At 65.4% G+C, this 25,396-nt stretch carries 19 protein-coding genes; 15 read left to right on the top strand and 4 right to left on the bottom strand.

Features of this window, described 5'->3' with window-relative positions; translation table 11 throughout:
- Positions 1-190 precede the first annotated feature (190 nt).
- Positions 191-394 carry a hypothetical protein gene (locus IGS61_RS07130; protein ID WP_230538952.1) on the top strand — a complete coding sequence of 68 codons (204 nt, stop codon included), beginning with the start codon at positions 191-193 and terminating at the stop codon, positions 392-394.
- Positions 395-562: 168 nt separating this feature from the next.
- Positions 563-988 carry a GNAT family N-acetyltransferase gene (locus IGS61_RS07125; protein WP_230538951.1) on the top strand — a complete coding sequence of 142 codons (426 nt, stop codon included), beginning with the start codon at positions 563-565 and terminating at the stop codon, positions 986-988.
- A 24-nt stretch (positions 989-1,012) separates the two neighbouring features.
- Here the strand turns inward: IGS61_RS07125 and IGS61_RS07120 are convergent, their stop codons facing one another.
- Positions 1,013-2,401, bottom strand: coding sequence for a YfcC family protein (locus tag IGS61_RS07120; RefSeq protein ID WP_230538950.1), 1,389 nt, complete (start codon positions 2,399-2,401; stop codon positions 1,013-1,015).
- An 18-nt stretch (positions 2,402-2,419) separates the two neighbouring features.
- The gene (locus IGS61_RS07115; RefSeq protein ID WP_230538949.1) at positions 2,420-3,556 is read right to left on the bottom strand and encodes a succinylglutamate desuccinylase/aspartoacylase family protein; all 1,137 of its coding nucleotides are present in this window, start codon (positions 3,554-3,556) and stop codon (positions 2,420-2,422) included.
- Between the two features lie 200 nt (positions 3,557-3,756).
- On the opposite strand from IGS61_RS07115, the gene IGS61_RS07110 reads away from it, so the two are divergent.
- The 3 genes from IGS61_RS07110 (at position 3,757) to IGS61_RS07100 (ending at position 8,993) form a co-directional block, all read left to right on the top strand.
- Positions 3,757-4,758 (top strand): MurR/RpiR family transcriptional regulator, encoded by a 1,002-nt coding sequence (locus tag IGS61_RS07110; RefSeq protein ID WP_230538948.1) that lies wholly within the window; start codon positions 3,757-3,759, stop codon positions 4,756-4,758.
- 32 nt (positions 4,759-4,790) lie between these two features.
- On the top strand, positions 4,791-7,577 hold the full coding sequence (locus tag IGS61_RS07105) for a TonB-dependent receptor (RefSeq protein ID WP_230538947.1): 2,787 nt from the start codon (positions 4,791-4,793) through the stop codon (positions 7,575-7,577).
- 162 nt (positions 7,578-7,739) lie between these two features.
- On the top strand, positions 7,740-8,993 hold the full coding sequence (locus tag IGS61_RS07100) for a cyanophycinase (protein ID WP_230538946.1): 1,254 nt from the start codon (positions 7,740-7,742) through the stop codon (positions 8,991-8,993).
- Here IGS61_RS07100 and IGS61_RS07095 read toward each other — a convergent pair.
- Positions 8,984-10,186: a DUF418 domain-containing protein gene (locus IGS61_RS07095; protein ID WP_230538945.1), complete on the bottom strand. Its 1,203-nt coding sequence runs from the start codon at positions 10,184-10,186 to the stop codon at positions 8,984-8,986. The genes IGS61_RS07100 and IGS61_RS07095 overlap by 10 nt on opposite strands.
- 8 nt (positions 10,187-10,194) lie before the next feature.
- Positions 10,195-10,797, bottom strand: a complete 603-nt coding sequence (locus IGS61_RS07090) for a TetR/AcrR family transcriptional regulator (protein ID WP_230538944.1) — start codon at positions 10,795-10,797, stop codon at positions 10,195-10,197.
- Positions 10,798-10,999: 202 nt separating this feature from the next.
- On the opposite strand from IGS61_RS07090, the gene IGS61_RS07085 reads away from it, so the two are divergent.
- The 10 genes from IGS61_RS07085 (at position 11,000) to IGS61_RS07040 (ending at position 25,209) form a co-directional block, all read left to right on the top strand.
- Positions 11,000-12,442 (top strand): IgA Peptidase M64, encoded by a 1,443-nt coding sequence (locus tag IGS61_RS07085; protein WP_230538943.1) that lies wholly within the window; start codon positions 11,000-11,002, stop codon positions 12,440-12,442.
- A gap of 422 nt (positions 12,443-12,864) precedes the next feature.
- Positions 12,865-13,050, top strand: coding sequence for a hypothetical protein (locus IGS61_RS07080; RefSeq protein ID WP_230538942.1), 186 nt, complete (start codon positions 12,865-12,867; stop codon positions 13,048-13,050).
- Positions 13,047-13,832 carry an enoyl-ACP reductase FabI gene (gene fabI, locus IGS61_RS07075; protein ID WP_230539261.1) on the top strand — a complete coding sequence of 262 codons (786 nt, stop codon included), beginning with the start codon at positions 13,047-13,049 and terminating at the stop codon, positions 13,830-13,832. The genes IGS61_RS07080 and fabI overlap by 4 nt, the downstream gene beginning before the upstream one ends.
- A 10-nt stretch (positions 13,833-13,842) precedes the next feature.
- Positions 13,843-15,291, top strand: a complete 1,449-nt coding sequence (locus tag IGS61_RS07070) for an efflux transporter outer membrane subunit (RefSeq protein ID WP_230538941.1) — start codon at positions 13,843-13,845, stop codon at positions 15,289-15,291.
- Between the two features lie 18 nt (positions 15,292-15,309).
- Positions 15,310-16,383, top strand: coding sequence for an HlyD family secretion protein (locus IGS61_RS07065; protein ID WP_230538940.1), 1,074 nt, complete (start codon positions 15,310-15,312; stop codon positions 16,381-16,383).
- 2 nt (positions 16,384-16,385) lie between these two features.
- Positions 16,386-19,133 (top strand): ribosome-associated ATPase/putative transporter RbbA, encoded by a 2,748-nt coding sequence (gene rbbA / locus IGS61_RS07060; protein ID WP_230538939.1) that lies wholly within the window; start codon positions 16,386-16,388, stop codon positions 19,131-19,133.
- Between the two features lies 1 nt (position 19,134).
- A complete protein-coding gene (locus IGS61_RS07055; protein WP_230538938.1) occupies positions 19,135-20,259 on the top strand; it encodes an ABC transporter permease in 1,125 nt (374 codons plus the stop codon).
- 100 nt (positions 20,260-20,359) lie between these two features.
- Entirely contained in the window at positions 20,360-22,570 is a 2,211-nt protein-coding gene (locus IGS61_RS07050) for a DUF3141 domain-containing protein (protein WP_230539260.1), read from the top strand.
- Positions 22,571-22,579: 9 nt separating this feature from the next.
- Entirely contained in the window at positions 22,580-23,995 is a 1,416-nt protein-coding gene (locus IGS61_RS07045; protein WP_230538937.1) for a bifunctional enoyl-CoA hydratase/phosphate acetyltransferase, read from the top strand.
- On the top strand, positions 23,992-25,209 hold the full coding sequence (locus IGS61_RS07040; protein WP_230538936.1) for an acetate/propionate family kinase: 1,218 nt from the start codon (positions 23,992-23,994) through the stop codon (positions 25,207-25,209). Before IGS61_RS07045 ends, IGS61_RS07040 begins: the two co-directional genes overlap by 4 nt.
- Positions 25,210-25,396: the final 187 nt, after the last annotated feature.

Below are 25,396 nucleotides of genomic sequence, written 5' to 3'. Positions count from 1 at the left end.
ATGGCCCGTCGTTGCCGGAGCCGGAACAAGGTGCTGCGCGGGGCCAGCCTGGCTTTCTGCCTTTCATCGGGCCGCTCGGTATTCTGTCCCTGTTTTTGGGCTGTTTGTCGCAATCCGGTGGCGATCGCGGAGCAATGCGCCTACAGTTCCATCATCGCAGCACACAACCAGCCACCCAAAGGACACCATCATGAACATCGCTAAAAACATGGAAGCCATCTTCGTTGCCATCATCGCCATCGCCGCCGCGACCAGCCTGGCCACCGCCGCCGTGCCGAAGTTCCGCGCCGCGCCGGCCCCCATCGCCGCCAGCGCCGATCACGCCACCATGCACACCGTGTATGTGAGCGCCAGGCGTTTGAGCGCCGAAGAAAAAGCCGCCCTCGCCCTGTAAGCGCGGCGATGGCATGCAGGCAGTATCGGTAACAGTATTGGCAGCACCTTATGGCATCCCATCATGGGCAATCGGAACGGGCGGCGCCCCCGGTTCTATGCATCCCTGGTGACAGCCGCGGCAAAAAGGCCGATGATCGTGTTTTTCAACGATAGCAGGGCTTGCGCGATGTCGCATCTGATAATCAGCACCGACAAGGCGGAACTCGACGTTCCAGCCATCCACCATTTTCTCGGCACGCAATCGACATGGGCCATCGGCATCCCGCTGGCCACGGTACAGCGCGCGATCGACCATTCGCTCTGCTTTGGCGGCATGCTGGACGGCCGCCAGGTGGCGTTCGCCCGCGTGGTCACCGACTACGCCACGTTTGCCTATCTGGTCGACGTGTATGTGCTGGAAGAATACCGCGGCCGTGGCTACAGCAAGCGCCTGATGGAGGCCGTGATGGCGCATCCCGGCTTGCAGGGCTTGCGCCGATTCATGCTGGCCACCAGCACGGCGCATGATCTATATGCACGCTACGGCTTTACGGCGCCGCTCAGGCCCGAGACGCTGATGGAGCGGTATGTGCCCGATATCTACCAGCGTTGATTTCCTGAGCCGCCAGGTCGGCGCTCACTGCCAGTGCATCAGGCAGGGCGGAATCAAGAGCAGCAGCGCCAGCACCAGGTAGATCAGCTGCAGCGGGATCATCCATTTGGCCCAGGTAATCCACGGCACGCGCGCCAGCGCCAGCACGCCGACGGTGATGCCGGACGTGGGGATCATCGGCGTGGTGAATTCGCCGAACTGGAACGCCAGGATGGCCGTCTGGCGCGTCACGCCCACCAGGTCGGCCAGCGGCGCCATGATGGGCATGGTCAGCGCCGCCTGGCCGCTGCCCGAATGGATGAAGAAGTTGATCACCGACTGCATGAAGAACATCTTTTGCGCGGCGAAGACGGGGCTCGACGAGGCCACCAGGGGCGTCAATGCATGCAGCATGGTGTCGATGATCTGCGCGTCGCGCGCCAGGATCATGGTGCCGCGCGCCAGCGCGATGACGAGCGCCACGCTGACCATGTCGCGCGCGCCCTGCACGAACGACGCCACCAGGCTGTCCATGTCGAGCCGGCCGACCAGGCCGACGATGATGGCCATCACCAGGAACAGGGCGGCGATTTCATCGATGAACCAGTCGTACTTGACGACGCCGACGACCATCGTCAGCAGGGTCGCCATGAAAATCCACAGTACCGCGCGGTGCGTGCGCGTCATGCCGGCAAAGCTGTTCAGGTCCAATGTGTGCTCGCTGCGCTTTTCGATGTCGAGCAGGTAGGTCGGGCTTTTTTCCGGATGGCGCTTGATGCGCGCCGCGTACCACATCAAGAACACGATGCTGACGGCAGTGGCGATGGCCCACACGATCAGGCGGTAGCCGATGCCGGAAAAGATCGGCACGCCGGCGATGCCCTGCGCGATGCCGACGTTGAACGGATTTAAAAAGGCGGCGGAAAAGCCCACCTGCGAGCCGATGAAGGGAATCGACACGCCGGTGATGGTGTCGTAGCCCAGGGCCAGGGCCAGCGGCACGAAGATCAGGATGAAGGGAATCGCTTCCTCGTTCATGCCGAAAGTGGCGCCGCCCAGCGAAAACATGGTGAAGAAGACGGGGATGATGGCGGCGCGCACGAAGCGCGAACTGGTGTGCGCCTTGGCGATGGCCTTGATCAGCGAGTCGAAGGCTTCTGTTTTTTGCAGCACGGCGAAGGCGCCGCCGACGATCAGCACAAAGCCGATGATCAGGCTGGCGTCGACGAATCCCTTGATGGGCGCCATCATCAGCGCGGCCAGCCCCTGCGGCTTGTTGGCTACGTAATGAAACGTGCCGGGGATGATCAGCTGCTTGCCGTTGACCAGCTGGGTGTCGAATTTCCCGCCTGGCACCAGCCAGGTCGCCAGGGCGATCATGGCCAGGATGGCGCACAGCAGGACGAAGGTATTGGGGAGCTTGAATTTTCGCATGGCGCTTTTTTGTGACATTTATTGGCTCAGCAGGCTGCCGCCGCGGAAGGCGACGGCCCCGGCGACCTTTCCGACGTTCATGCCGCGCAGGACGTGGCGATGGGCGCTGCGCGCAAAAAAGACGCCGGCGACCGTGCAGCGCAAGGTCGTCGTCTCGCCGCTGACAGGGTCGATCAGGTCGGCCACCGCGTCGCCGGCGGCCAGCACCTCGCCCATTTCGCGCAGGTAGACCAGCACGCCGTGATGCGGCGCGAGGATCGGTTCAACGCCGGCCAGCGGCGTCGGCGTGCATTGCGGCGCGGGCAGGTCGTCGCCGGCGCCGGGGATGTCCAGCACGCCCTCGATGGCGAGAAAACGCAGCAGGGCGGCGGCGTCGCGTTCGGCCAGGGCGTAGCTCACTTCCACTTCGCCGCGCAATTCGACGGTGGTCGACAGGCAGGCGGCGGGAATCGGATAGCGGCCGCCGAAGTGCGCGTCGAGATCCCACCACAATCGGCTGCAGGCTTCGTCGAACGGCTCTTCGCCGGCCGCCAGCTCCAGCAGCACGGCGCGCGCGCCCAGCAGCGCGGCCAGCGGCGCGATCTGCGCGGCCAGCGGCGTGCCCGTATAAATGTGCAGGGCCGCCTCGTTATCGCAATGCAGGTCGAGCACGATGTCGGCGTCGATGGCCATGCCCAGCAGGGTTTTCTTCAGCGCCTCCGCATCCGTGCCCGGCCGCCAGGCGGCGACGGCGGCGCGCGCATGCTCGCGTATCAGCGCCACGTTGGCTTGCGCATCCTGTCCCAGCTGGCCATCGAGCGTGATTTTCAGTTCATCGGCCACGTGGCGGTAGGCGCGGTTGAAGTTGATGCCGGTGGTCAGGTCGAAGCGGCCGAACGGCGCGCCATGGATGGCTTGCGCCAGGCCGATCGGGTTGGCGGCCGGCACCAGGATGATTTCGCCGTGCACCTTGCCCGCCGCCTCCAGCGCCAGCAGTTCGCGGCGCAGGAACTGCGACACCAGCATGCCCGGCACCTCGTCCGCGTGCAGCGCCGCCTGGATATACACCTTCTTGCCGCTGCGGCTGGTGGCGGCCGCAGTGCCGAAGTGGAAGCTGCTCAATTGGCATGACATGCTGGCGTGCGCGGTGGAGATGGAATGCTGTTGTACTTGCATGGTGGGCGCCCCGAAAAGGTGCATGGTTGATGGATTCCGGTCGATTATGTAGCAATATTTTCACGAAGTAAATCAATGAAAATCCTTTTACAAATATTTGTTGAGTTTTCTTTTTGATATGCGTACAGTAAGTTCCAGCGACCCGTTTTCGCCTCCTTGTCCGTCATTCGCCACACACTAGAACACAGGCCGCCAGCGATATGAGCGCATCCGCCAGTCCTGCCAGAAGCAGCACCCCCACGCCACCTGCCAACACGCTGGCGTCGCCCGACGCCGCGTTCGCGCAATCGCCGCTGGGGCAGGCGCTGATGCACGTGCTGGCCGGCGGCTCGGCTTCGCAGCGGCAGATCGCCGACTATTTGCTGCGCAACCAGATGCGCGTGACGGCGCTGGGCATCGAGGAACTGGCCGACAGCTGCCAGGTATCGACGGCCACCATCAGCCGCTTCGCGCGCGACATCGGCCAGAAGAATTATTCGGCCATGCGCGGTGCCATGGCGGAAACCCTGCAATCGCTGTTGCAGCCGGTCGACAAACTGCGCCGCACGATACAGCGGCGCGCGCGCGCCACCTCGCCTATCACGGAAAGCCTGGAATATGCGGCCGCGAACATCGCCGCCACGTCCGATGCCCTGTCGCCGCCCGCCATGCAGGCCGTGGTGCGCCGCCTGACGCGGGCCAAGGTGGTGTATGTGATGGGTTTTGGCCTGTCGGCCAACCTGGCAGGCATGCTGGTGCAGCACCTGCAGCCGTTTTGCCCGCACGTGGTGGAAGTGGTGGGCATCGGCGGCTCGGAAGTGGCGGCCGGCCATCTGGTCAACCTGACGGCGCACGACGTGCTGGTGGTGATCTCGTTTCCCCGTTATACGCTCGACTGCATCGGCCTGGCCGGCTTCGCGCGCGACCGCGGCGCCTGTATCGTGGCGCTCACCGACTCGCCCGCGTCGCCCCTGGCCGAACTGGCCGACCACGCGCTGTATGCGCAAAGCACGCATCCCGTCCTGCCCAGCAGCGCCAGCACGGCGCTGGCCATGATCGAGGCGCTGGCCGTGGCGCTGATGGTATCGAACAGGAAGAACGTAGAAAAAGCGGCCCGCTTGAGCGAAGTCATCGCAGCCTATCTGTATGGCGGCGAACATGGCGTGCAGGGCCCGCGGAAAACAGCTTCAAGGCAACGCAAGGCAGTCCCAAAATCATTATAAAAATCAGGCATCAACATCCGGGGAGAGTGACCATGCAGATGAAAAGACGGGACGGTGGCTTCTTGCCACGCGAGTCGGTATTGGCGCAAGGCGTGCGGCTGGCGCTGGGCGCGCTGAGCGTGTCGGCGGCGCTGGGCGCGCTGAGCGTGTCGGCGGCGCTGGGCATGCTGGCCGGCGGCGCGCAGGCGCAGGAGCAGGGGCCGGACGTGGAGCCGGCGCCAAAAAAAATGCAGCGCGTGGAGATCACGGGGTCGGCCATCAAGCGCCTGGAATCGGAAACGGCGCTGCCGGTGCAGGTCATCACCCGTGCCGACATCGAAAAGGCGGGCGTGACGACGGCGGCCGAGCTGATGGCGCGCGTCTCGGCCAATGTGGGCGGCCTGACCGATGGCGTCAGCATCAACGTGGGCGGCGACCAGCGCGGCTTCAACAGCGCCAACCTGCGCGGCGTGGGCACCTCGTCCACGCTGGTGCTGCTCAATGGCCGGCGCATGGCCAACTTCGCCTCGCCCGGCGACGATGCGGGCGTGGACCTGAATAACATTCCCGCCGCCGCCCTGCAGCGCGTGGAAGTGCTGCTCGACGGCGCCTCGGCCCTGTACGGCACGGATGCCATCGGCGGCGTCATCAATTTTATTACGCGCAAGGATTACCAGGGCGTGGAGCTGAACGCCTACGGCAGCGGCACGCAGGAAGGCGGCGCCGGCAAGCGCACGGCCAGCATCACGGCCGGAACGGGCGACCTGGCCACGGATGGCTACAATATCTTTGCCGTGGTCGACCTGCAAAAAACCGACCGTCTGAGCACTTCGCAGCGCAAGTTCATTCCGCACCTGCATGTGCCGGAACGCCTCGGCCATTTGCTGTCCAGTTACGCCAGTCCGGCGAATATCCGCCTCTCCAGCGACCAGCGCGACTACCTGCAGGAACAGGGCTTCCTGCTCAATGGCCAGCCGATCACGAATCGCCTGATTAATCTGTCGATTCCAGGCTGCAGCGGACCGGCCAATGTGTATCTGCCGGCCGGCACGGGCGGCGTCGATGCGTGTACCTATAACTACATGGGCGACACCGAGCTGTATCCGAAAACGGACAAGCAGAACCTGCTCACGCGCGGCGTCCTCAAATTGAACAACGATCACCAGTTGTATGCGGAGGTGGCGTTGAGCCGTTCGCGCAGCTATTACGTGGGATCGACGGCGCGGCCGGATGGCGAAATCGACGCCAGCATGGTGCCGCAGCTGAACGCCGCCGGGTTGACTGGCACGCTGGCCCTGCGCATCCGCCTGAACGAAGCGGGCATGCGCACCAGCGAATTGACCAGCGAAAGCCAGCGTTACGTGGTGGGCGCCACCGGCACCGTGGGCGGCTGGGATTACGACGTGGGCTTGAATCACAGTGTCAATGTGGTCAGGGACAAGGACACGCACGGCTACCTGCTGGCCGACCAGCTACAAAAGGGCATCACGGATGGCACCATCAATCCTTTCGGCCCCTCCAGTGCGGCGGGTAAGGCGCTGCTCGAGAGCATCCAGGTCAACGACGAAGTGCGGCACGCGCGCGGCGTCATGGATGCGCTCGATTTCAAGGTGTCGCGTCCCTTGATGTCCATGGACGGCGGCGACATGGCGTTGGCGGTGGGCGGCGAAGTGCGGCGCGAGCGCACGGATTTCCGGCCATCCGCATTGCTAATGAGCGGTAATATCACCAACGATGACGCGCCCGAAGGAGGCGTGGCCACCAGCGACAGCCGCAATGTGCAGGCCATCTATAGTGAATTGCTATTGCCGTTCAGCAAGCAATGGCAGGCGCAGCTGTCCGGCCGCTATGACCATTACCAGCAAGTGGGTGGCGCCCTCAGTCCGAAGGTAGGCCTGACCTACATGCCCAGCAAGGAGGTGCTGCTGCGCGCCTCGGCCGGCAAGGGTTTCCGCGCGCCGTCGATGTCGGACCTGCATCGGCCCACCGTCTATAGCCAGACGGCGACCCTGCCCGATCCCGTGTACTGCGCAGCCGAGGACAACGACTACTCCGTCTGCGCCGACAACTGGCGTACGCGCCGCTACAGCAATGACAAGCTGAAACCGGAGCGCAGCCGCCAGTTCACGGCCGGCGTGGTGCTCGAACCCAGCCAGCACTGGACCTTCAGTGCCGACTACTGGAACATCCGGCGCACGAACCTGATCAGCGAAATCGGCGACGACATCATCCTGTCCAACCTGTCCAAGTACGGCGACCTGGTGCACCGCGACGAAGACAATGAAATCCGCTACATCGAACTGCGCAAGGAGAACCGCGGCGCGCAAAAAGCTTCGGGCATCGATATCACGGCCGACCTGCACAGCGTGAAAACGGCATGGGGGCGCTTTGGCGGCCACCTGAGCGGAACCTATGTGCTAGGCTCAAAAATCCAGACCAGCCCCGGCGACGTCTTCATCAGCAATCTGAACAAGTTTGTCACGGACGGCGTGGTGCAGCGCTGGCGCCATACGATCACCTTCGACTGGGACAATGGCCCGTATTCGGCCAGCCTGTCGAACACGTATTCGAGCGGCTACGATGACCAGAACTCGGCCATCAATACCGACGATGGCAGCGTGGTCAAGCCGAACCGGGTGAAGGCCTACACGCTGTGGGACATGTCGGGCGCGTATGCGGTCAGCCAGCAGTTCAAGCTGCGCGCCGGCATACAGAATCTGTTCAATACCAGTCCGCCGTACTCAAACCAGGCCTACTATTTCCTTTCCGGCTATGACCCGACCTACGCGGACCCGCGCGGCCGGCGCTTTTATGCCAGCGCCAATTACAGCTTCAAGTAAGCAGTTTTACATAGAAGCGTGGAGATAGCGCAACAACGCTGTCATATGCGGCAAGTAGTATCGTAGTTCGAGGCAATTGGGTTACAAGCAGCAGTTTTGGCAGCAAGGGTGCGCGCCTGTGTCAGCAAGCGCGCGCCACTTTCCTTGTATTCGAAAGGCACCATGAAATCATCCGCAAGCCTGTATCACACATTCCGTGCCGCGCTGCTGTTCGCACTGGCATTGTGCAGCTTCCATGCCGTGGCGGCGCCTGGCGGCAGCGCCATCGGCAGCGCGCCGCAGGGCACCCTCGTCATCATCGGCGGCGGCCTGCGCGCCGACAATGCCGAAGTGTGGCAGCGTATCGTCAAGTTGTCCGGCGGTCCCGGCGCGCGCATCGCCGTGCTGGCCTCGGCCGCGATGAACCCGGAAAAATCCGGTGAAAGCATCATCAGGAAGCTCAATCAATATGGCGCCGATGCCTTTTTCGTGCCGCTGGCTGTCAAGCTTGCCAATCGCGATTACCGCAAGGCGGCCGAAGACCCTGCCATCGTGACGCAGATCAAGTCGGCCACCGGCATCTATTTTGCCGGCGGTGACCAAGGGCGCATCACGCAAGCCTTGCTGCGCCCGGACGGCAGCCGCACGGCCGCGCTGGAAGCCATCTGGTCGGTCTACCGCAACGGCGGCGTGATCGCCGGCTCCAGCGCCGGCGCGGCCATCATGAGCACCACCATGTTCTACGACGCCAAGCCCGTGCTCGACATGCTCAAGATGGGCGTGACGGATGGCCGCGAGATTGCGCCGGGCCTGGGCTTCATCGGCAGCGACGTCTTCGTCGACCAGCATCTGCTGGTGCGCGGCCGTTTCGCGCGCATGATTCCCGTGATGCTGAAAAAAGGCTATCACCTGGGACTGGGCATCGATGAAAACAGCGCCATGGTGGTTGACGCCATGCGCGACGTGGAAGTGATCGGCTACAGCGGCGCCTTGCTGATCGACCTGTCGGGCGCCATCAGCGACCGCGGCGTGAAAAATTTCAATATCAGCAACGCGGCCATCAGCTACCTGGACCGGGGCGACAAATTCAACCTCGTCACGCGTGTCTTCACGCCCTCGCCGGACAAGGCCGACAACAAGCTCGATCCGAACCAGCCGGACATGCGCGAACCCGTGTTTACCAACGATATCCTCGGCAACAACGCCGTGCTGGACCTGATGGGCAACCTGATCGACAACGCGCAGCAGGAAGCCATCGGCATCGCCTTCGGCAACCCGCGTGACCCGTACCCGGACCTGGGCTTCGAGTTCCGCTTCAGTAAAACGGTCAACAGCGTCGGCTACAGCTCGACCGAGGCGGAAGCGTATTCGGTGCTGAAATTGCGCCTCGACATCCGCCCGATCCAGCTGCGCCAGCCCCTGTACCGCTACAAGTAGCTTGCACTGGCGCGCCGCCAGCGCGGCCACGCGGCGATCGTCAAGGCCCGCAACAGCCACTCGACGGGGCCATACGCGTGGCCGCGCAGCCACCAACGGCTCAGGGGCAGCTGCAGGCTGTAGATGATGACGGCCAGCGCCAGGGCGCCCAGCGGCGAGACGCTGCCCATCAAGCGCGCGCCATACGCGAGGAACAGCCAGGCGCAGATGGCCGACTGCAGCAGGTAGTTCGACAGGGCCATGCGGCCCGTGTCGGCCAGCAGGGCAAACAGCCTGCCGTCGCGCAAGCGCTCGAACAGGGCCAGCGCCAATGCCAGGTAGGCGCCCGCCAGCAGCGGCGCCGTCGCCAGGCCGACGGCCAGTCCCGCCACCTGCCATGCCGGGCTGTCCCCATAGACGGAGGTCCATGCATACAAGACTGCGCCGGGCAATCCCGCCAGGGCGCCGGCCCACAGCAGGCGCCGGCGCAGCGGCAGATAGTCGGCCGCGTGCAGCAGCATCTCGCGCTTGCCGGCGGCCAGGCCGCACAGGAACATGGCCAGCGCGCACGGTGCCTGCACCAGCAGCAGGACGATCCAGATGTCGCTCAGTTCGCGCAGGTGCTGATTGACGACGGTTGCCGGCGTGGCGCGGTAGGCGGCCAGCGCCGATGCCGCCTTTTGCGCCATCGCCACGGCGTTGTCCGCCGCGTCGCCCGCCGGCTGCAGGCTTTGCAGCCAGGCCATGCCTGCCCAGAATGCGGCGCAGACGGTAATCAGAAGCAGCGCCACGGACAGTGCCTGGCGTTCGCCGCAGCGGTGCAGCGCCAGCAGCACGATGCCCAGCACGGCGTAGGTGGTGAGTATGTCGCCATGAAACAGGAACACGGCATGCAGGGCGCCGATCAGCCACAGGCCCGCTTGCCGGCGCAGCATGCGCGGCACGAACGGCGCGTCGGCGCGCGCGGCCGCCTGCATCTGCAAGGTGAAGCTGTAGCCGAACAGGAAGGAAAACAGCAGATAGAACTTGGTCTCGAACAGCAGCGCGACGAGAAAATGCGCGGCGCGGTCCACGCCGCCGTGAAAGGCGGGATCGGTCAAGCCCAGGCCAAACCAGGGCGTGGCGAAGGCGCCGATATTGACCACCAAAATGCCGAACAGGGCGCAGCCGCGCAGGGCGTCGACGTCGGCGATGCGCGTGGGCGGAGTTGTCATGGCGGCGCTCATGCCAGGGCAGGGCGCAGGAAGCGCGCCAATAGCAGGTGCAGGCTGGCGCGCTGCGCCAGCGGTACATAATCGGGATCGACGGCGACCCGGTTGAAGATGCCGTCGATCAGCGCTGCGATCCAGCCGGCCGTTTGCGCGGCGTCTAGCGCGGCGTCGACCTGGCCCTGTGCGGCCGCCTCTTCCAGCAAGGTTTGCAGGCCGCCGCGCAGGCTGGCGTCGTTGCGCGCCACCCTGGCCGCGATATCCGTGTCGCGCATCGCTTCGGCGGCAATGTCCAGCGCCAGTCCCGCAAAGTCCCCGTCGGCCGCCAATGCCAGCACCAGGTCCATGAAGTCGAGCAGCGCGCCGTACGCATCGGCGCTGCCTTGCACGCCGGCGAAATAGGCCGCCGTCTCGCTGCCTTCCTGGTCGACGATGGCGGCGATGATGGCTTGCTTGGTGGGGAAGTAGTGAAACAGGTTGCCGGGACTCATGCCCGCTTGCGCGCAGATGGCGGCGGTGCTGGTCTGGTGGAAGCCCTTGCGCGCGAAGCAGTGGCGCGCGGCGGCGAGGATGGCGTCGCGGCGGGCCGCGTGTTTGCCGGGATCGATGGTGCGCATGGCGGTTGGCTCTCCTTTTAATTAATCGACTAGTCAGTCTAATATAAATGGATTGCGCGGCGCGGTCAAGCTGGATGCTTTGCAGTACCTATTCCTGTCGCTACAATGTGCCGCACCGGATTTTTCCATGCCCGCCGCTGGCGCCGCTGTTTGTTTGGAAAACCGCTTCTTTTACCCGTTTTTCTACCGTGTTAGGAATGAGATGCAGCAGACTCCGATTCGATCCTTCCTCTGTGCGCTGGCGCTGGCCGCCGGCATTGTCCCCGCCGCGCAGGCCGATAATGCCCCGCTGCCGGCCACCATGCGCCTTGACTACCAGCACAGCGGCAATGCGCTGGGCGAGCATTATGCGGTCGAGCGCGTGCTGGTCGAGCCCTTGCCATGGCCGGGCAACCTGGCGCGCCCCATCGACGACAGCAACCGCGGCAACAATATGCTGGAAGTGGTCGACATCAAGTCGGGCAAGGTGCTGTATTCGCGCGGCTTTTCCACCATCTTCGGCGAGTGGGCCAGCACCGACGAAGCGAAAACCACCACGCGCGCCTTCCAGGAATCCGTGCGCTTCCCGCAGCCCGAGCATCCCGTACGCGTGCGCATCCTCAAGCGCGACGAACGCGGCCTGTTTTCCATTGTGTGGAGCACCGATGTCGATCCTGCCGCGCAGGACGTGATCCGCAAGCAGCCGCCGGCGCCCGTCAAGCCGATCCCGATCCGCATCAGCGGTCCGTCGTCCGGCAAGGTCGACCTGCTGATCATGGGCGACGGCTACACGGCCGCCGAAATGGGCAAGTTCGAGGCGACGGCGCGGAAATTGGCCGAGCACCTGTTTACCGTCTCGCCATTTCGCGAGCGGGCCAGTGACTTCAACGTGTGGGCCATGGCCGCGCCGACGCCGGAGTCGGGCGTGTCGCGTCCATCGACGGGCGTGCATCACGCTTCGCCGCTGGGCACGCGCTACGACATCTTCGGCAGCGAGCGCTATGTGCTGACGACGGACAACCGCGCGCTGCGCGACCTGGCGCAGTACGCGCCGTATGAATTCATCGAAATCCTCGTCAATAACGATACCTATGGCGGCGGCGGCATCTTCGGCCAGTTCAGCACAGCGGCAGCGAACAACGACTGGGCCAATTACCTGTTCGTGCATGAATTCGGCCATCATTTCGCCGGCCTGGCCGACGAGTACTACACCTCGCCCGTGGCCTACCAGTCGAATGGCGAACGCCAGGAGCCGTGGGAGCCGAACGCCACGGCGCTGCGCGATCCGGCCAAGCTGAAATGGAAGAGCCACGTCAAGGCGGGCACGCCGCTGCCGACGCCCTGGCCGAAGGAAGCGTACGACGGCCATGCGCGCGAATACCAGAAGCAGCGCGCCGCCCTGCGCGCGGCCAACCGCCCGGAAAGCGAGATGAGCGATTTGTTCAAGGCCGACCTGGCATACACGCAGCAGCTGTTCTCGACGGCGCCGCAGCGCCATGCGGTGGGCGCCTTTGAAGGCGCGAACTACGAATCGTCCGGCTATTACCGGCCCGAGATGCAATGCATCATGTTCGACCGCAGCGAGACGTTCTGCTCCGTCTGCCAGGATGGCATCAGCACCATCATCGACCTGTATTCGCGTGGCGCCCCGGCGCCGGGCAAATAATGCCGCTGCCGTCATTCCAGTAATGGGGCCATGCTGCATCGCAATAGCATGGCCCCCTTTCCGCCCCTTCCCATTGCCGGCCTTGTGCCATCGCCCGGCGCTGCTTGTTTTCCAGACAATCGGCATTGGCGCCGGCATGCTCCCTTTTCTTCCCGCCAGCCCGGTAGTATTATCAAATACGTATGCTCGCACGCTTGCCTGAAAAATATTTCATTTAGATAATATTGAGGTAAAATTTGATTTACATCAATGTTGCATTGCCGCAATCGCACTTATAGTTGACCTAGCTCAAAACGATAAGCATGCGGACCGGACTCATCGCGAATCACGTATCTAAATGCTGTAGAGTAATTTTCGCCCTGTACCAGTTCCCCGACAATGCACTGGTGCCGGCCTCGAATTTCAGTGACGGAAGCCGATTCATGAAGATGCACACCCCCGCGCCTGACGCGTGCAATACCCTCCATCCCCACACGCCGATTGCCTTGCCGTATGCGCGCGCCGGCGGCGTGACCCTGGCCATGAGCGCGGCCGCCATGCGTACTGGCGCGGTGCGCTGCGTGCATGCGGCCACGCCGTGGCCCGCCCTGCGTCCCGTCCAGGCATGACGGCCGACTTGCGCCCGCACTTGCCCTTGCAGGGCAAGCGGGGCCTGGTGGTGGGCATCGCCAATGCGCAAAGCATCGCCTGGGGCTGTGCCAGCGCGCTGCGCGCGGCCGGCGCCGAACTGGCCGTGACCTGGCTCAATGACAAGGCGCGTCCGCATGTGGAGCCGCTGGCGCAGCAAGTGCAGGCGGCCATCATGGCGCCGCTCGACGTGGCCGTGCCGGGTCAATTGGAGGCGCTGTTTGCGCAGATCGAGCAGCAGTGGGGACGGCTCGACTTCGTCGTCCATTCCATCGCTTACGCGCCCAAACAAGACTTGCATGGCCGCGTCACGGACAGTTCCGCCGACGGCTTCGCGCAGGCGATGGATATCTCCTGCCACTCCTTCATGCGCATGGCGAAGCTGGCCGAACCGCTGATGCCGGACGGCGGCAGCTTGACCACCATGAGTTACCTGGGCGCCGAGGAAGTCATCGCCGACTATGGCCTGATGGGGCCCGTGAAGGCGGCGCTGGAAGCGTCGGTGCGCTACCTGGCCGCCGAACTGGGGCCGCAAGGCATCCGCGTCAACGCCATCTCGCCGGGGCCACTGGAGACGCGGGCCGCTTCCGGCATCGCCCATTTCGACCGCCTGATGGCCGACGCCATCGAGCGCTCGCCCATGCGCCGCCTGGCCACCATCGAGGACGTGGGCGCGCTGTGCGCCTTCGTCGCCGGCGACGGCGCGCGTGCCATCACGGGCGGCACCCTGTATGTCGATGGCGGCTACAACATTCTGAATTGACTGGAAGAAGATGATCATGGCTGTTTCTGTTTTGCCCAACCGCGCCAGGATGGCCGCGCTGGCCACCGCGCTGGCCCTGGCCGGCTGCGCCTCGCTGGCGCCGCCGTACGCGCCGCCGCCGTTGCCCGTGGCGGCGCAGTATCCGGAAGCCGATCCGGCCGGCGCGCAGGCGCCCGACGTCGCCTGGCAAGCCTACTTTGCCGACCCGCGCCTGCAGGCGCTCATTGCGCAGGCGCTGGCCAGCAACCGCGATATCCGCATCGCCGCCCTGCGCGTGGAAGAGGCGCGCGCCGCGTATGGCATCCAGCGCGCGGAGCAGTTCCCCACCATCGCGCTGGGCGCCTCCGGCAGCCGCGCGCGCGTGCCCGGCGACCTGAGCGTGACGGGCCACCCCATGACGAGCGCGCAGTACCAGGCGGGCTTGAACGTGAGCGCCTGGGAGCTCGATTTCTGGGGCAGGGTGCGCAGCCTGAAGGACAGCGCGCTGCAAACCCTGCTGGCCAGCGACGCAGCGCGCCGCGCCGTCGGCGTGGCCCTGGTGGCGCAGGTGGCGAATGGCTACCTGGGCTTGCGCGAACTCGACGAACGCGTGGAACTGGCGCGCGCCACGGTCGACAGCCGCGCCGAATCGCTGCGCATCTTCACGCGCCGCTTCGAGGTGGGGGCGATTTCCAAGCTGGACCTGACGCAGGTGGAAACCTTGCTCAGCCAGGCCCTGTCGCTGTCGGCCCAGCTGGAGCAGGCGCGCGCCGTGCAGGCGCACGCGCTGGCCCAGCTGGTGGGCGGCCCCGTCGACCTGACGCCGGTGGCTGGCGAGGTACGCCGCTTCGACGATGCCAGCGTGCTGCAGCCGCTGCATGCGGGCCTGCCCTCGGCTTTACTTACGCAGCGTCCCGACCTGATGGCGGCCGAGCACCAGCTGCGCGCCGCGCAGGCGAATATCGGCGCCGCGCGCGCCGCCTTCTTCCCCACCATTTCGCTGACGGCCGGCTATGGCACGGCCAGCGCGGAATTGAGCGGCCTGTTCGATTCGGGCAGCGGCGCCTGGAATTTCGCGCCGCGCCTGGTGCTGCCGATCTTTGACGCGGGCCGCATCCGCGCCAATATGGATCTGGCCGAGGTGCGCCGCGACGTGGCCGTGGTCAATTATGAAAAGAGCGTGCAGGGCGCCTTCCGCGAAGTGGCCGACGCGTTGTCGAACCGGCGCTGGCTGGCGCTGCAGGTCGATATCGGCAAGACCACCTTGGCCGCGCAGAGCGAACGCGCGCGCCTGGCCAAGCTGCGCTATGACAATGGCGCCGCGCCCTACCTGGAAGTGCTCGATGCGCAGCGCGACCTGCTGACGGTCGAGCAGCAGCTGGTGCAGACGCGCCGCGCGCTGCTCGCGAGCCAGGTCAGCCTGTATGCGGCCCTGGGCGGCGGCGCGCCCGCCGCCTCTGCCGCCGCTTCCACCCACTAATTTGATCGCCCCGATACCATGACCCCACAACTGCAGAAAAAACTCATCCCCGCGGCACTCGTCGTGGCCGTTCTCGTGCTGGGCTATGCGGCCTGGCAAAAAATGCGCCCCACGGGCCCTGGCGAAGGTTTTGTCAGCGGCAATGGCCGCATTGAGGCGACGGAAGTCGACGTCGCCACCAAGCTGGCCGGCCGGGTCAAGGAGATCCTCGTGCGCGAGGGCGACTTCGTCAAGGCAGGGCAGCCGCTGGCCACCATGCAGGTGGACTCGCTGACGGCGCAGCGCGACGAGGCGCGTGCGCGCCAGCAGCAGGCGTCCGACGCGGTGGTCGGTGCGCAGGCGCAGGTGGCCGTGCGCGAGAGCGACAAGGCGGCCGCACTGGCCCTGGTGGCGCAGCGCGAAAGCGAACTCGATGCGGCCCGCCGCCGCCTGGCCCGCTCCGAAACCTTGTCGAAAGAGGGGGCTTCCTCGGTGCAGGAACTCGACGACGACCGCGCCCGCGTGCGCAGCGTGGCCGCCGCCCTGAATGCGGCCAAGGCGCAGGTGACTGCGGCGCAGGCGGCCATCGACGCGGCCAAGGCGCAAGTGGTCGGTTCGCGTTCGGCCGTGACGGCCGCCGAAGCGACCACCGCGCGCATCGACGCCGACCTGGCCGATGGCCAGCTGGCGGCGCCGCGCGACGGCCGCGTGCAATACCTGGTGGCGCAGCAGGGCGAAGTGCTGGCCGGCGGCGGCAAGGTGCTCAACCTGGTCGACCTGTCGGACGTCTATATGACCTTCTTCCTGCCCGAGACGGCGGCCGGCAAGGTAGCGATGGGCGGCGAAGTGCGCATCATCCTCGACGCGGCGCCCAATTACGTGATTCCGGCGACGATTTCGTTTGTCGCCGCCAGCGCGCAGTTCACGCCGAAGACGGTGGAAACGGCCAGCGAGCGCCAGAAGCTGATGTTCCGCGTGAAGGCGCAGATCAGCCGCGAGCTGCTGCAAAAGCACCTGGCGCTGGTCAAAGTGGGTTTGCCGGGCGTGGCCTGGGTGCGCCTCGACGCGAAGCAGCCATGGCCCGCTGAACTGACGGCGAAGGTTCCGCAGTGAGCATGGACGTGACTTCCTTTGTCGTCAGCATCAAGGGCGTCAGCCAGCATTACGGCAAGACGGTGGCGCTCGACGGCGTCGACCTTGACGTGCCGGCCGGCCGCATGGTGGGGCTGATCGGCCCCGATGGCGTGGGCAAATCGAGCTTGCTGTCGCTGGTGGCCGGCGCACGCGCCGTGCAGCAGGGCAGCGTGATGGCGCTGGGCGGCGACATGCGCGATGCGCGTCACCGCGACGACGTCTGCCCGCGCATCGCCTACATGCCGCAAGGCCTGGGCAAGAATCTGTATCCGACCCTGTCGGTCGAGGAAAACCTGCAGTTTTTCGCACGCCTGTTCGGCCATGACGCGGCCGAGCGCCGCCGCCGCATCGACCAGCTGACCCGCAGCACGGGCTTGCAGCCGTTCCTGGCGCGGCCGGCGGGCAAGCTGTCGGGCGGCATGAAGCAGAAGCTGGGCCTGTGCTGTGCCCTGATCCACGATCCCGACCTGCTCATTCTCGATGAACCGACCACCGGCGTCGATCCGCTGGCACGCGCCCAGTTCTGGGACCTGATCGCCGGCATCCGCGTGCAGCGCCCGCAAATGAGCGTGATGGTGGCCACCGCCTACATGGACGAGGCGCAGCGCTTCGACTGGTTAGTGGCCATGGATGACGGCAAGGTGCTCGATACGGGCACGCCGGCCGAACTGCTGGCGCGCACGCAAAGCGACAACCTGGAAGCGGCCTTCATCAAGCTGCTGCCCGAAGCCAAGCGCGCCGGCCACCAGCCCGTCGTGATCACGCCGCTGGACCCTGCCAGCGCGCAGGACGTCGCCATCGAGGCCAAAGACCTGACCATGCGCTTCGGCGATTTTACCGCCGTCGACCATGTGAATTTCCGCATCGGCCGCGGCGAGATCTTCGGCTTTCTCGGCTCGAACGGCTGCGGCAAGTCGACCACCATGAAGATGCTCACGGGTCTGCTGCCGGCCACGGAAGGCAAGGCCTGGCTGTTCGGCAAGGAAGTCGATTCCAACGACATCGATACGCGCCGCAGGGTCGGCTACATGTCGCAGGCATTCTCTCTGTACAGTGAACTGACGGTGCGCCAGAACCTGGTGCTGCACGCGCGCCTGTTCCACGTGCCGGAGGGCGAGATTCCGGCCAGGATCGACGAAATGGCGCAGCGCTTCGACCTGCGCGCCGTAATGGACGACTTGCCCGACAGCTTGCCGCTGGGCATACGCCAGCGATTGTCGCTGGCCGTGGCCATGGTGCACAAGCCGGAAATGCTGATCCTCGACGAGCCGACCTCCGGCGTCGACCCCATCGCGCGCGACAATTTCTGGCGCCTGATGATCGAGCTGGCGCGGCGCGACCGCGTCACCATCTTTATCTCCACCCACTTCATGAACGAGGCCGAGCGCTGCGACCGCATCTCGCTGATGCACGCGGGTAAAGTGCTGGTCAGCGATGCGCCGGCCGAACTGGTACGCAAGAAGGGCGCGCCGTCGCTGGAAGCGGCTTTCATCGCCTACCTGGAAGAGGCGGGCGGCGGCACGGCCGCGGCGACAGTGGAGGAAACGGCGGCGCCCGCGCAGCAGGAAGCTGCACCGGCGCCACAGCAGAAGCAGCAGCGCAGCCGCTTCAGCCTGGGCCGCATGCTCAGCTACATGTGGCGCGAAACGCTGGAATTGCGGCGCGACCCCGTGCGCCTGACCCTGGCGCTGGGCGGCTCCGTACTGCTGCTGTTCGTCATCGGCTTCGGCATCAGCCTGGACGTCGAGGACTTGAGTTACGCGGTGCTCGACCACGACCAGACTACCTTGAGCCAGAATTACACGAACAACCTGGCCGGTTCGCGCTACTTCGTCGAGCGCCCGCCGTTGCGCGACTATGCCGATATCGACAAGCGCATGCGCAGCGGCGAACTGTCGCTGGCCATCGAGATTCCGCCCGGCTTCGCGCGCGACGTGCAGCGCGGCGCGCCGGCGCAGGTGGGCGCGTGGATCGACGGCGCCATGCCGATGCGCGCCGAAACCGTGCAGGGCTACGTGCAGGGCATGCATCAGCTGTGGCTGGCCGACCAGGCCTTGCACCGCTACGGCATCACGATGAGCAATCCCGTCGCCATCCAGACGCGCTACCGCTACAACCCGGACGTGAAAAGCCTGCCCGCTATGGTGCCGGCCGTGATTCCCCTGCTGCTGCTGATGCTGCCGGCCATGCTGGCGGCGCTGTCCGTGGTGCGCGAAAAGGAACTCGGCTCCATCATCAACCTGTACGTGACGCCCGTCACGCGCCTGGAATTCTTGCTCGGCAAGCAGGTGCCGTACGTCGTGCTGGCCATGTTCAACTTCGTCCTCATGGCGCTGCTGGCGGTCACCGCCTTCGGCGTGCCGATCAAGGGCAGCTTGCCGACCCTGATCGGCGCCACCTTTATCTTCAATATTTGCGCCACCGGCATCGGCCTGTTCGCCTCGACGTTTACGCGCAGCCAGATCGCGGCCCTGTTCGTGACCATGATCGGCACCATGATCCCGGCCATCCAGTTTTCCGGCCTGCTCAATCCCGTCTCGTCGATGGAAGGCGTGGGCAAGGCCATCGGCCTGATGTACCCGGCCACGCACATGCTCAATATCAGCCGCGGCGTATTCAACAAGGCGCTGGGCTTTGGCGACCTGCACGCCTCGTTCTGGCCCCTGATCGTCGCCATTCCCGTGATCCTCGGCGTGACGGTGGCGCTGCTGAAGAAACAGGAGAGCTGATATGCGCCACCTTGAAAACATCTACCGCCTGGGCGTGAAGGAAATCTGGAGCCTGATCCGCGATCCGATGATGCTGATCCTGATCCTCTACACCTTCACCCTGGCCATCTACGTGGCCGCCACGGCCAAGCCGGAAACCTTGCACATGGCCTCGATCGCCATCGTCGACGAGGATGGCTCGCCCCTGTCCGGGCGCATCGCCTCGGCCTTCTTCCCGCCGCAATTCACGCCGCCGGCCATGATCAACCAGAGCCAGGTCGATGCGGGCCTCGATGCGGGCCGGTACACCTTCGTGCTGACGATCCCGCCCAAGCTGCAGGCCGACGTGCTGGGCGGGCGCCAGGCGGAATTGCAGCTGAACGTCGACGCCACGCGCATGAGCCAGGCCTTCAGCGGCAGCGGCTACATCCAGCAGATCGTCGCCGGTGAAATAGCCGAATTCGCCAAACGCTATCGGGGCGCGACCGTCTCGCCCGTGGATCTGGTGATGCGCGCGCGCTTCAATCCCTCGCTGAGCCAGGCGTGGTTTGGCTCGCTGATGGAGCTGATCAACCAGGTGACGATGCTGTCGATTATCCTCACGGGGGCGGCCCTGATCCGCGAACGCGAACATGGCACCATCGAGCACTTGCTGGTGATGCCCGTGACGCCGGCCGAGATCATGCTGGGCAAGGTCTGGTCGATGGGCCTGGTGGTGCTGCTGGCCGCCGCCCTGTCGCTGAACCTGGTGGTACGCGGCATGCTGCACGTGCCGATCGAAGGCTCGATCGCGCTGTTCCTGTGCGGCGCGGCGCTGCACCTGTTTGCCACCACCTCGATGGGGATTTTCCTCGCCACCGTGGCGCGCAGCATGCCGCAGTTCGGCATGCTGCTGATCCTCGTGCTGCTGCCGCTGCAGATGCTCTCGGGCGGCAGCACGCCGCGCGAAAGCATGCCCGAACTGGTGCAGAACATCATGCTGATCGCACCGACCACGCATTTCGTCGAATTGAGCCAGGCGATCCTGTACCGCGGCGCCGGCATCGACGTGGTGTGGAAGCCGTTCCTGGCCCTGCTGGCCATCGGTACGGCCCTGTTTACCTTCGCGCTGGCGCGCTTTCGCAAGACCATCAGCCAGATGGCGTAGCCCCGCGCCGGAATGGTCCGGCGTTTTTTGCATGAAAAGGATAGCCATGAAGATCGAAGCTGCACCATTTTTCTCCACCGGCGGCTTGCCGTCCCTGGGTATGCTGGGCGACTATGCGCGCGACTCCTGGCAGCGCATTGTGCTGTACGCGGACGTGATGCGCCGGCGCGGCAACCAGTACCAGGAACACCTGGCCGAGGAAGTGCCGAACGTGCTGGACTTCCCCGCCGAACTGGTGATGTCGGGCCTGGAGCTGGCGCGCCCCGTCAACTACGGCCTGGCGCGCATCCTGACGCCCGATGCGCCCGAGCCTGATCCATCGAAGCGCCCTTTTGTTGTCGTCGATCCGCGCGCCGGCCACGGTCCCGGCATCGGCGGCTTCAAGGCGGAAAGCGAGATCGGCGTGGCCCTGCGCGCCGGCCACCCGTGCTACTTCATCGGTTTCCTGCCCGATCCCGTGCCGGGACAGACGGTGGAAGACGTGATGCATGCGGAGGCGGCCTTCCTGGAAAAAGTCATCGCCCTGCATCCGCACAGCGAGGGCAAGCCCGTCGTTATCGGCAATTGCCAGGCGGGCTGGCAAATCCTCATGACGGCGGCCATGCGCCCGGAATTGTTCGGCCCCATCATTGTGGCCGGCGCGCCCGTGTCCTACTGGGCCGGCTGGCATGGCCGCAATCCGATGCGCTACGCGGGCGGCCTGATGGGCGGTAGCTGGGCCACGGCGCTGGCGGGCGACCTGGGCAACGGCCGCTTCGACGGCGCCAGCCTGGTGCAGAATTTCGAAAAACTGAACCCGGCCAACACCCTGTGGAGCAAGCAGTACAACCTGTACGCGAACATCGATACGGAAGCGCCGCGTTACCTGGAATTTGAAAAATACTGGGGCGGCCATGTGTTCCTGAACGACGTCGAGATGCAGTACATCGTCGACAATCTGTTCATCGGCAACCGTCTGGCCACGGCGGAATTGATCACTTCCGACGGCGTGCGGCTGGACTTGCGCAATATCCGTTCGCCCATCGTCGTGTTTTGCTCGAATGGTGACAACATCACGCCGCCGCCACAGGCCCTGGGCTGGATCACGGACCTGTACCGCGACGACAACGACGTGCTGATGCACGACCAGACCATCGTGTATGCCGTGCACGACAGCATCGGCCACCTGGGCATCTTCGTCTCGGCCAAGGTGGGGCACAAGGAACACCAGAAATTCGCCAGCAATATCGACCTGATCAACCTGCTGCCGGCCGGCATCTATGAAGCGCGGATTGTCGACAAGACGCCCGACACGCCGAATGCCGACCTGGCCAGCGGAGATTATGTGCTGCAGGTCGAGCACCGCGGCATCGAGGACGTGCGCGCCATCGTGCAGCCTAGTGTGGAAAACGACCGCAAGTTCGCCGCCGCCGCGCGCGTATCCGAGGTCAACCTGGCCTTGTACCGCACGTTTGCGCAGCCGTGGGTGCGCGCCATGGTCACGCCGCAGTCGGCGCGCTTCCTGCAGCTTGCGCATCCGCTGCGCGTGTCGTACGAGCGCTGGACGGATCATAATCCGCTGGCCAGGCTGGTCGCCAAGGAGGCGGAAAAGGTGCGCGCGCACCGCCAGCCGGTATCGCCCGACAACCCGCTGCTGGCCATGCAGGAAGCCGTCTCCGGCGCCATCACGGCCGGCTTGAACGGCTGGCGCGACTGGCGCGACATGCTGCAGGAAACCACCTTCGACCTGGTGTACGGCTCGCCCCTGGTGCAGGCGCTGACGGGACAGGCCATCGGCGACGCTACGCCGCCGCGCCCCCATCCCGGCATCTCGCCCGAGCATTGCGAATACGTGCGCTGCGAAACGCGCAAGATGGACGAGGACATGCAGCGGGGCGGCCTGGTGGAAGCGGCCGTGCGCGCGCTGTTCTACATCTACCGCTTCCGCATGATCGCCGATGAGCGCAGGGTCAACCTGGCCCTCAAATTGATCAAGCCGCAATACCGGCAGGAGGTCAGCATGGAGGAATTCCGCGGCATCGTGCGCCAGCAGGCGCGCCTGATGCTGCATGATTTCGATACCGCCATCGCCGCCTTGCCGGCCTTGCTGTCGCGCGCCGATCCGGACGACATCGGCGCGCTGGCCGAGTGGCTGCAGCAAGTGCTGCAAGTGCCGGAAGCGCCGACGCCGGACGAGGAAGCGAGCCTGCAGCAGATGCTGGACGTCTTCGACCGCGCGGTCAAGGCGCAGGCGAAGGCGCTGCCGCCGGACGCGCGCGCCTCCCATGCCGGATCCAAAGCCAAACCGGCCAAACACATTACCCCTGCCTAGAAGACCACGATGACTACTACCCAAGACGATGATCTGAATATCGTACGTAACCGCACCTTCGACCAGATCGCCATCGGCGACAGCGCCAGCATCACGCGCACCCTGAGCATGGACGATATCGCCCTGTTCGCGGTGATGTCGGGCGATGACAACCCGCAGCACCTCGATGCCGAATTTGCCGCCGCCAGCCGCTACCAGGGCGTGATCGCCCACGGCATGTGGGGCGCGGCCCTCATTTCCGCCGTGCTGGGTACGCGCCTGCCCGGCGCCGGCACAGTCTACACGGGCCAGACCCTGCGCTTTTTGCAACCCGTGCGCGTGGGCGATACGCTGGCCATCAGCGTCACCGTCACGGCCCTCGAGCCGCGCAGCCGCCACGTGACCCTGGCGTGCCGCTGCGTCAACCAGCATGGCGCCGTGGTGCTCGACGGCGAAGCCCAGGTGATCGCGCCCGCCGAGCAGATCGAACGCCAGCGCGCCACCCTGCCCGAGGTACGCCTGCATAACGGCGACGGCACGCGGCGCCTGCTGGAGCACGCACGCACGCTGGGGCCGATCCGGGTCGCCGTGATCCACCCCTGCGATGAATTGAGCCTGTCGGGCGCGCTGGACGCGCATGCGGCCGGCCTGATCACGCCCGTGCTGGTGGCGCCGCGCGCGCGCCTGGAAGCGGTGGCGGCCGAAGCGGGCCTGAGCCTGGCCGGCATCGCCATCGAGGACGTCGAGCATAGCCATGCGGCCGCCGCGCGCGGCGCCGAACTGGCGGGCAAGGGCGAAGTGGAGGCGCTGATGAAGGGCAGCCTGCACACGGATGAACTGATGTCGGCCGTGCTGTCGGCCAGCGCGGGACTGCGCACCAAGCGCCGCATCAGCCACTGCTTCCTGATGCAGACGCCCGCCTATCCGCGCCCCTTCATCATCACGGACGCGGCCATCAATATCGCGCCCAACCTGGCCATGAAGGCCGACATCGTGCGCAACGCCATCGACCTGGCGCACGTGATCGGCGTGGCCTGCCCGCGCGTGGCCATCCTGGCCGCCGTGGAAACGGTGAACGCGGACATGCCGGCGACTTTGGACGCGGCCGCCCTGTGCAAGATGGCTGACCGTGGCCAGATCACGGGGGCGATCCTCGACGGCCCGCTGGCCTTCGACAACGCCGTGTCGATCGCCGCCGCCACCGTCAAGGGCATCGTCTCGGAAGTGGCGGGCCGCGCCGATATTTTGCTGGTGCCCGACCTGGAAAGCGGCAACATGCTGGCCAAGCAGCTCGAATACATGGGCGACGCGGACAGCGCCGGCATCGTGCTGGGCGCGAAAATTCCCGTCATCCTCACCAGCCGCGCTGATTCGCGCGCCAGCCGCATCGCCTCGTGCGCCATCGCCGTGATGCTGGCCAACCATTACCGGAGCACGCCGCCATGAACGCAGCAGTCCAACATACGGATGGCACCCTGATCCTGGTGCTCAATTGCGGCTCGTCGAGCATCAAGTTCGCCCTGTTCGAGCAGGCGGGCGGCGTGCTGCCGCAGCAGGCGCAATGGAGCGGCAAGGTCGAGGGCATCGGCCGCGAAAACACCACGTACCGCGCCGGCGGCCTGCCGGCAGTCGCCTTGCAGCTGGACCCGGAGCAGCCGCATCACGCGGCCCTCGAATACATCCGCGCGCAAGTGGTGGCGCAGCTGGATGGGCGTGCGCTGCGCGCCGTGGCGCACCGCGTGGTGCATGGCGGCAGCAAGTATTTCGCTCCCGTGCGCATCGATTTCACGGTGCTGGCGGACCTGAAAAGCTATGTGCCGCTGGCGCCGCTGCACCAGCCGTTCGCGCTCGAGGCGATCGAGGTGCTGCTTGAATCGCGCCCCGACATCGCCCAGGTGGCCTGCTTCGACACGGCCTTCCACCACACGGTGCCGCAGGTCGAGCAGATGCTGGCCCTGCCTTACGATGCGTGGGAGCGGGGCTTGCGCCGCTATGGTTTCCACGGCCTGTCGTATGAGTACCAGTCGCTGGTGCTGGAGCGGCGTTTTGGCGCCGTCGCGCGCGGCAAGGTCATCGTCGCCCACCTGGGCAGCGGCGCCAGCCTGTGCGCCATGGACAATTTGCACAGCGTGGCCACCACCATGGGCTTTTCCGCGCTCGACGGCCTGATGATGGGCACGCGCTGCGGTTCGCTCGATCCGGGCGCCGTCATCTACCTGATGGAAATCGAAAAGCTGTCGCTGGAAAAAGTGGCGCATGTGCTGTACCACGAGTCGGGCTTGCTGGGCGTGTCGGGCGTGTCGGCCGACCCGCCCGTGCTGCTGGCGCAGCAGGAGCGGCAGGATGCCACGGGCGAACGCATCCGCGCCGCGCTGGCCTTATATATCCGCCGCATCGTGCGCGAGATCGGCGCCCTGACGGCCGTGCTGGGCGGACTGGACATGCTGGTGTTTACGGCCGGTATCGGCGAGCACAGCGCCGAACTGCGCCAGCGCATCTGCTCCGAGCTCGGTTTTATCGGCCCCGTACTCGATGCCGACGCCAATGCGCGCAACGCCAGCCGTATCTCCACCGACGCCAGCCGCATCGTGGTGGGCGTGGAGCCGGCCAATGAAGAGTGGGTGGCGGCGCGCCACGCGGCCCTGGCCGTGGGCGCATGAGGATCTGACGCGTCCGGCCGCGCTCGATGGGAAATTTGCCGATTTACACATATTTCTCGTTGAGTGCGCTAACGCACTGTGTGGTTTGCCAGTTATCTTTACTATGAAGTCATGCCATTGCGCTACATCAAGAAACAGCGCGATGCCTGGCAAATTTTGAACATTTTGCCCGCCTTTAGTAAGAATA

Origin of the sequence: Janthinobacterium sp. FW305-129 (assembly GCF_020858115.1) — a bacterium.
Classification (GTDB): Bacteria; Pseudomonadota; Gammaproteobacteria; order Burkholderiales; family Burkholderiaceae_D; genus Janthinobacterium.
Note: the sequence above shows the minus strand (reverse complement) of the source record. Positions and strands in the feature narration are given on the sequence as shown.

What these genes read in the sequence shown, in the direction of transcription:
- IGS61_RS07050 (WP_230539260.1), top strand. Translation starts at nt 20,360, where the DNA reads ATGCTGGGCGACTATGCGCGCGACTCCTGGCAGCGCATTGTGCTGTAC.
- IGS61_RS07115 (WP_230538949.1), bottom strand. Translation starts at nt 3,556, where the DNA reads ATGCAAGTACAACAGCATTCCATCTCCACCGCGCACGCCAGCATGTCA.
- IGS61_RS07120 (WP_230538950.1), bottom strand. Translation starts at nt 2,401, where the DNA reads ATGCGAAAATTCAAGCTCCCCAATACCTTCGTCCTGCTGTGCGCCATC.
- IGS61_RS07055 (WP_230538938.1), top strand. Translation starts at nt 19,135, where the DNA reads ATGCGCCACCTTGAAAACATCTACCGCCTGGGCGTGAAGGAAATCTGG.
- IGS61_RS07065 (WP_230538940.1), top strand. Translation starts at nt 15,310, where the DNA reads ATGACCCCACAACTGCAGAAAAAACTCATCCCCGCGGCACTCGTCGTG.
- IGS61_RS07090 (WP_230538944.1), bottom strand. Translation starts at nt 10,797, where the DNA reads ATGCGCACCATCGATCCCGGCAAACACGCGGCCCGCCGCGACGCCATC.
- IGS61_RS07110 (WP_230538948.1), top strand. Translation starts at nt 3,757, where the DNA reads ATGAGCGCATCCGCCAGTCCTGCCAGAAGCAGCACCCCCACGCCACCT.
- IGS61_RS07130 (WP_230538952.1), top strand. Translation starts at nt 191, where the DNA reads ATGAACATCGCTAAAAACATGGAAGCCATCTTCGTTGCCATCATCGCC.
- IGS61_RS07085 (WP_230538943.1), top strand. Translation starts at nt 11,000, where the DNA reads ATGCAGCAGACTCCGATTCGATCCTTCCTCTGTGCGCTGGCGCTGGCC.
- IGS61_RS07100 (WP_230538946.1), top strand. Translation starts at nt 7,740, where the DNA reads ATGAAATCATCCGCAAGCCTGTATCACACATTCCGTGCCGCGCTGCTG.
- fabI (WP_230539261.1), top strand. Translation starts at nt 13,047, where the DNA reads ATGACGGCCGACTTGCGCCCGCACTTGCCCTTGCAGGGCAAGCGGGGC.
- IGS61_RS07080 (WP_230538942.1), top strand. Translation starts at nt 12,865, where the DNA reads ATGAAGATGCACACCCCCGCGCCTGACGCGTGCAATACCCTCCATCCC.
- IGS61_RS07095 (WP_230538945.1), bottom strand. Translation starts at nt 10,186, where the DNA reads ATGACAACTCCGCCCACGCGCATCGCCGACGTCGACGCCCTGCGCGGC.
- IGS61_RS07070 (WP_230538941.1), top strand. Translation starts at nt 13,843, where the DNA reads ATGATCATGGCTGTTTCTGTTTTGCCCAACCGCGCCAGGATGGCCGCG.
- IGS61_RS07045 (WP_230538937.1), top strand. Translation starts at nt 22,580, where the DNA reads ATGACTACTACCCAAGACGATGATCTGAATATCGTACGTAACCGCACC.
- IGS61_RS07105 (WP_230538947.1), top strand. Translation starts at nt 4,791, where the DNA reads ATGCAGATGAAAAGACGGGACGGTGGCTTCTTGCCACGCGAGTCGGTA.
- rbbA (WP_230538939.1), top strand. Translation starts at nt 16,386, where the DNA reads ATGGACGTGACTTCCTTTGTCGTCAGCATCAAGGGCGTCAGCCAGCAT.
- IGS61_RS07125 (WP_230538951.1), top strand. Translation starts at nt 563, where the DNA reads ATGTCGCATCTGATAATCAGCACCGACAAGGCGGAACTCGACGTTCCA.
- IGS61_RS07040 (WP_230538936.1), top strand. Translation starts at nt 23,992, where the DNA reads ATGAACGCAGCAGTCCAACATACGGATGGCACCCTGATCCTGGTGCTC.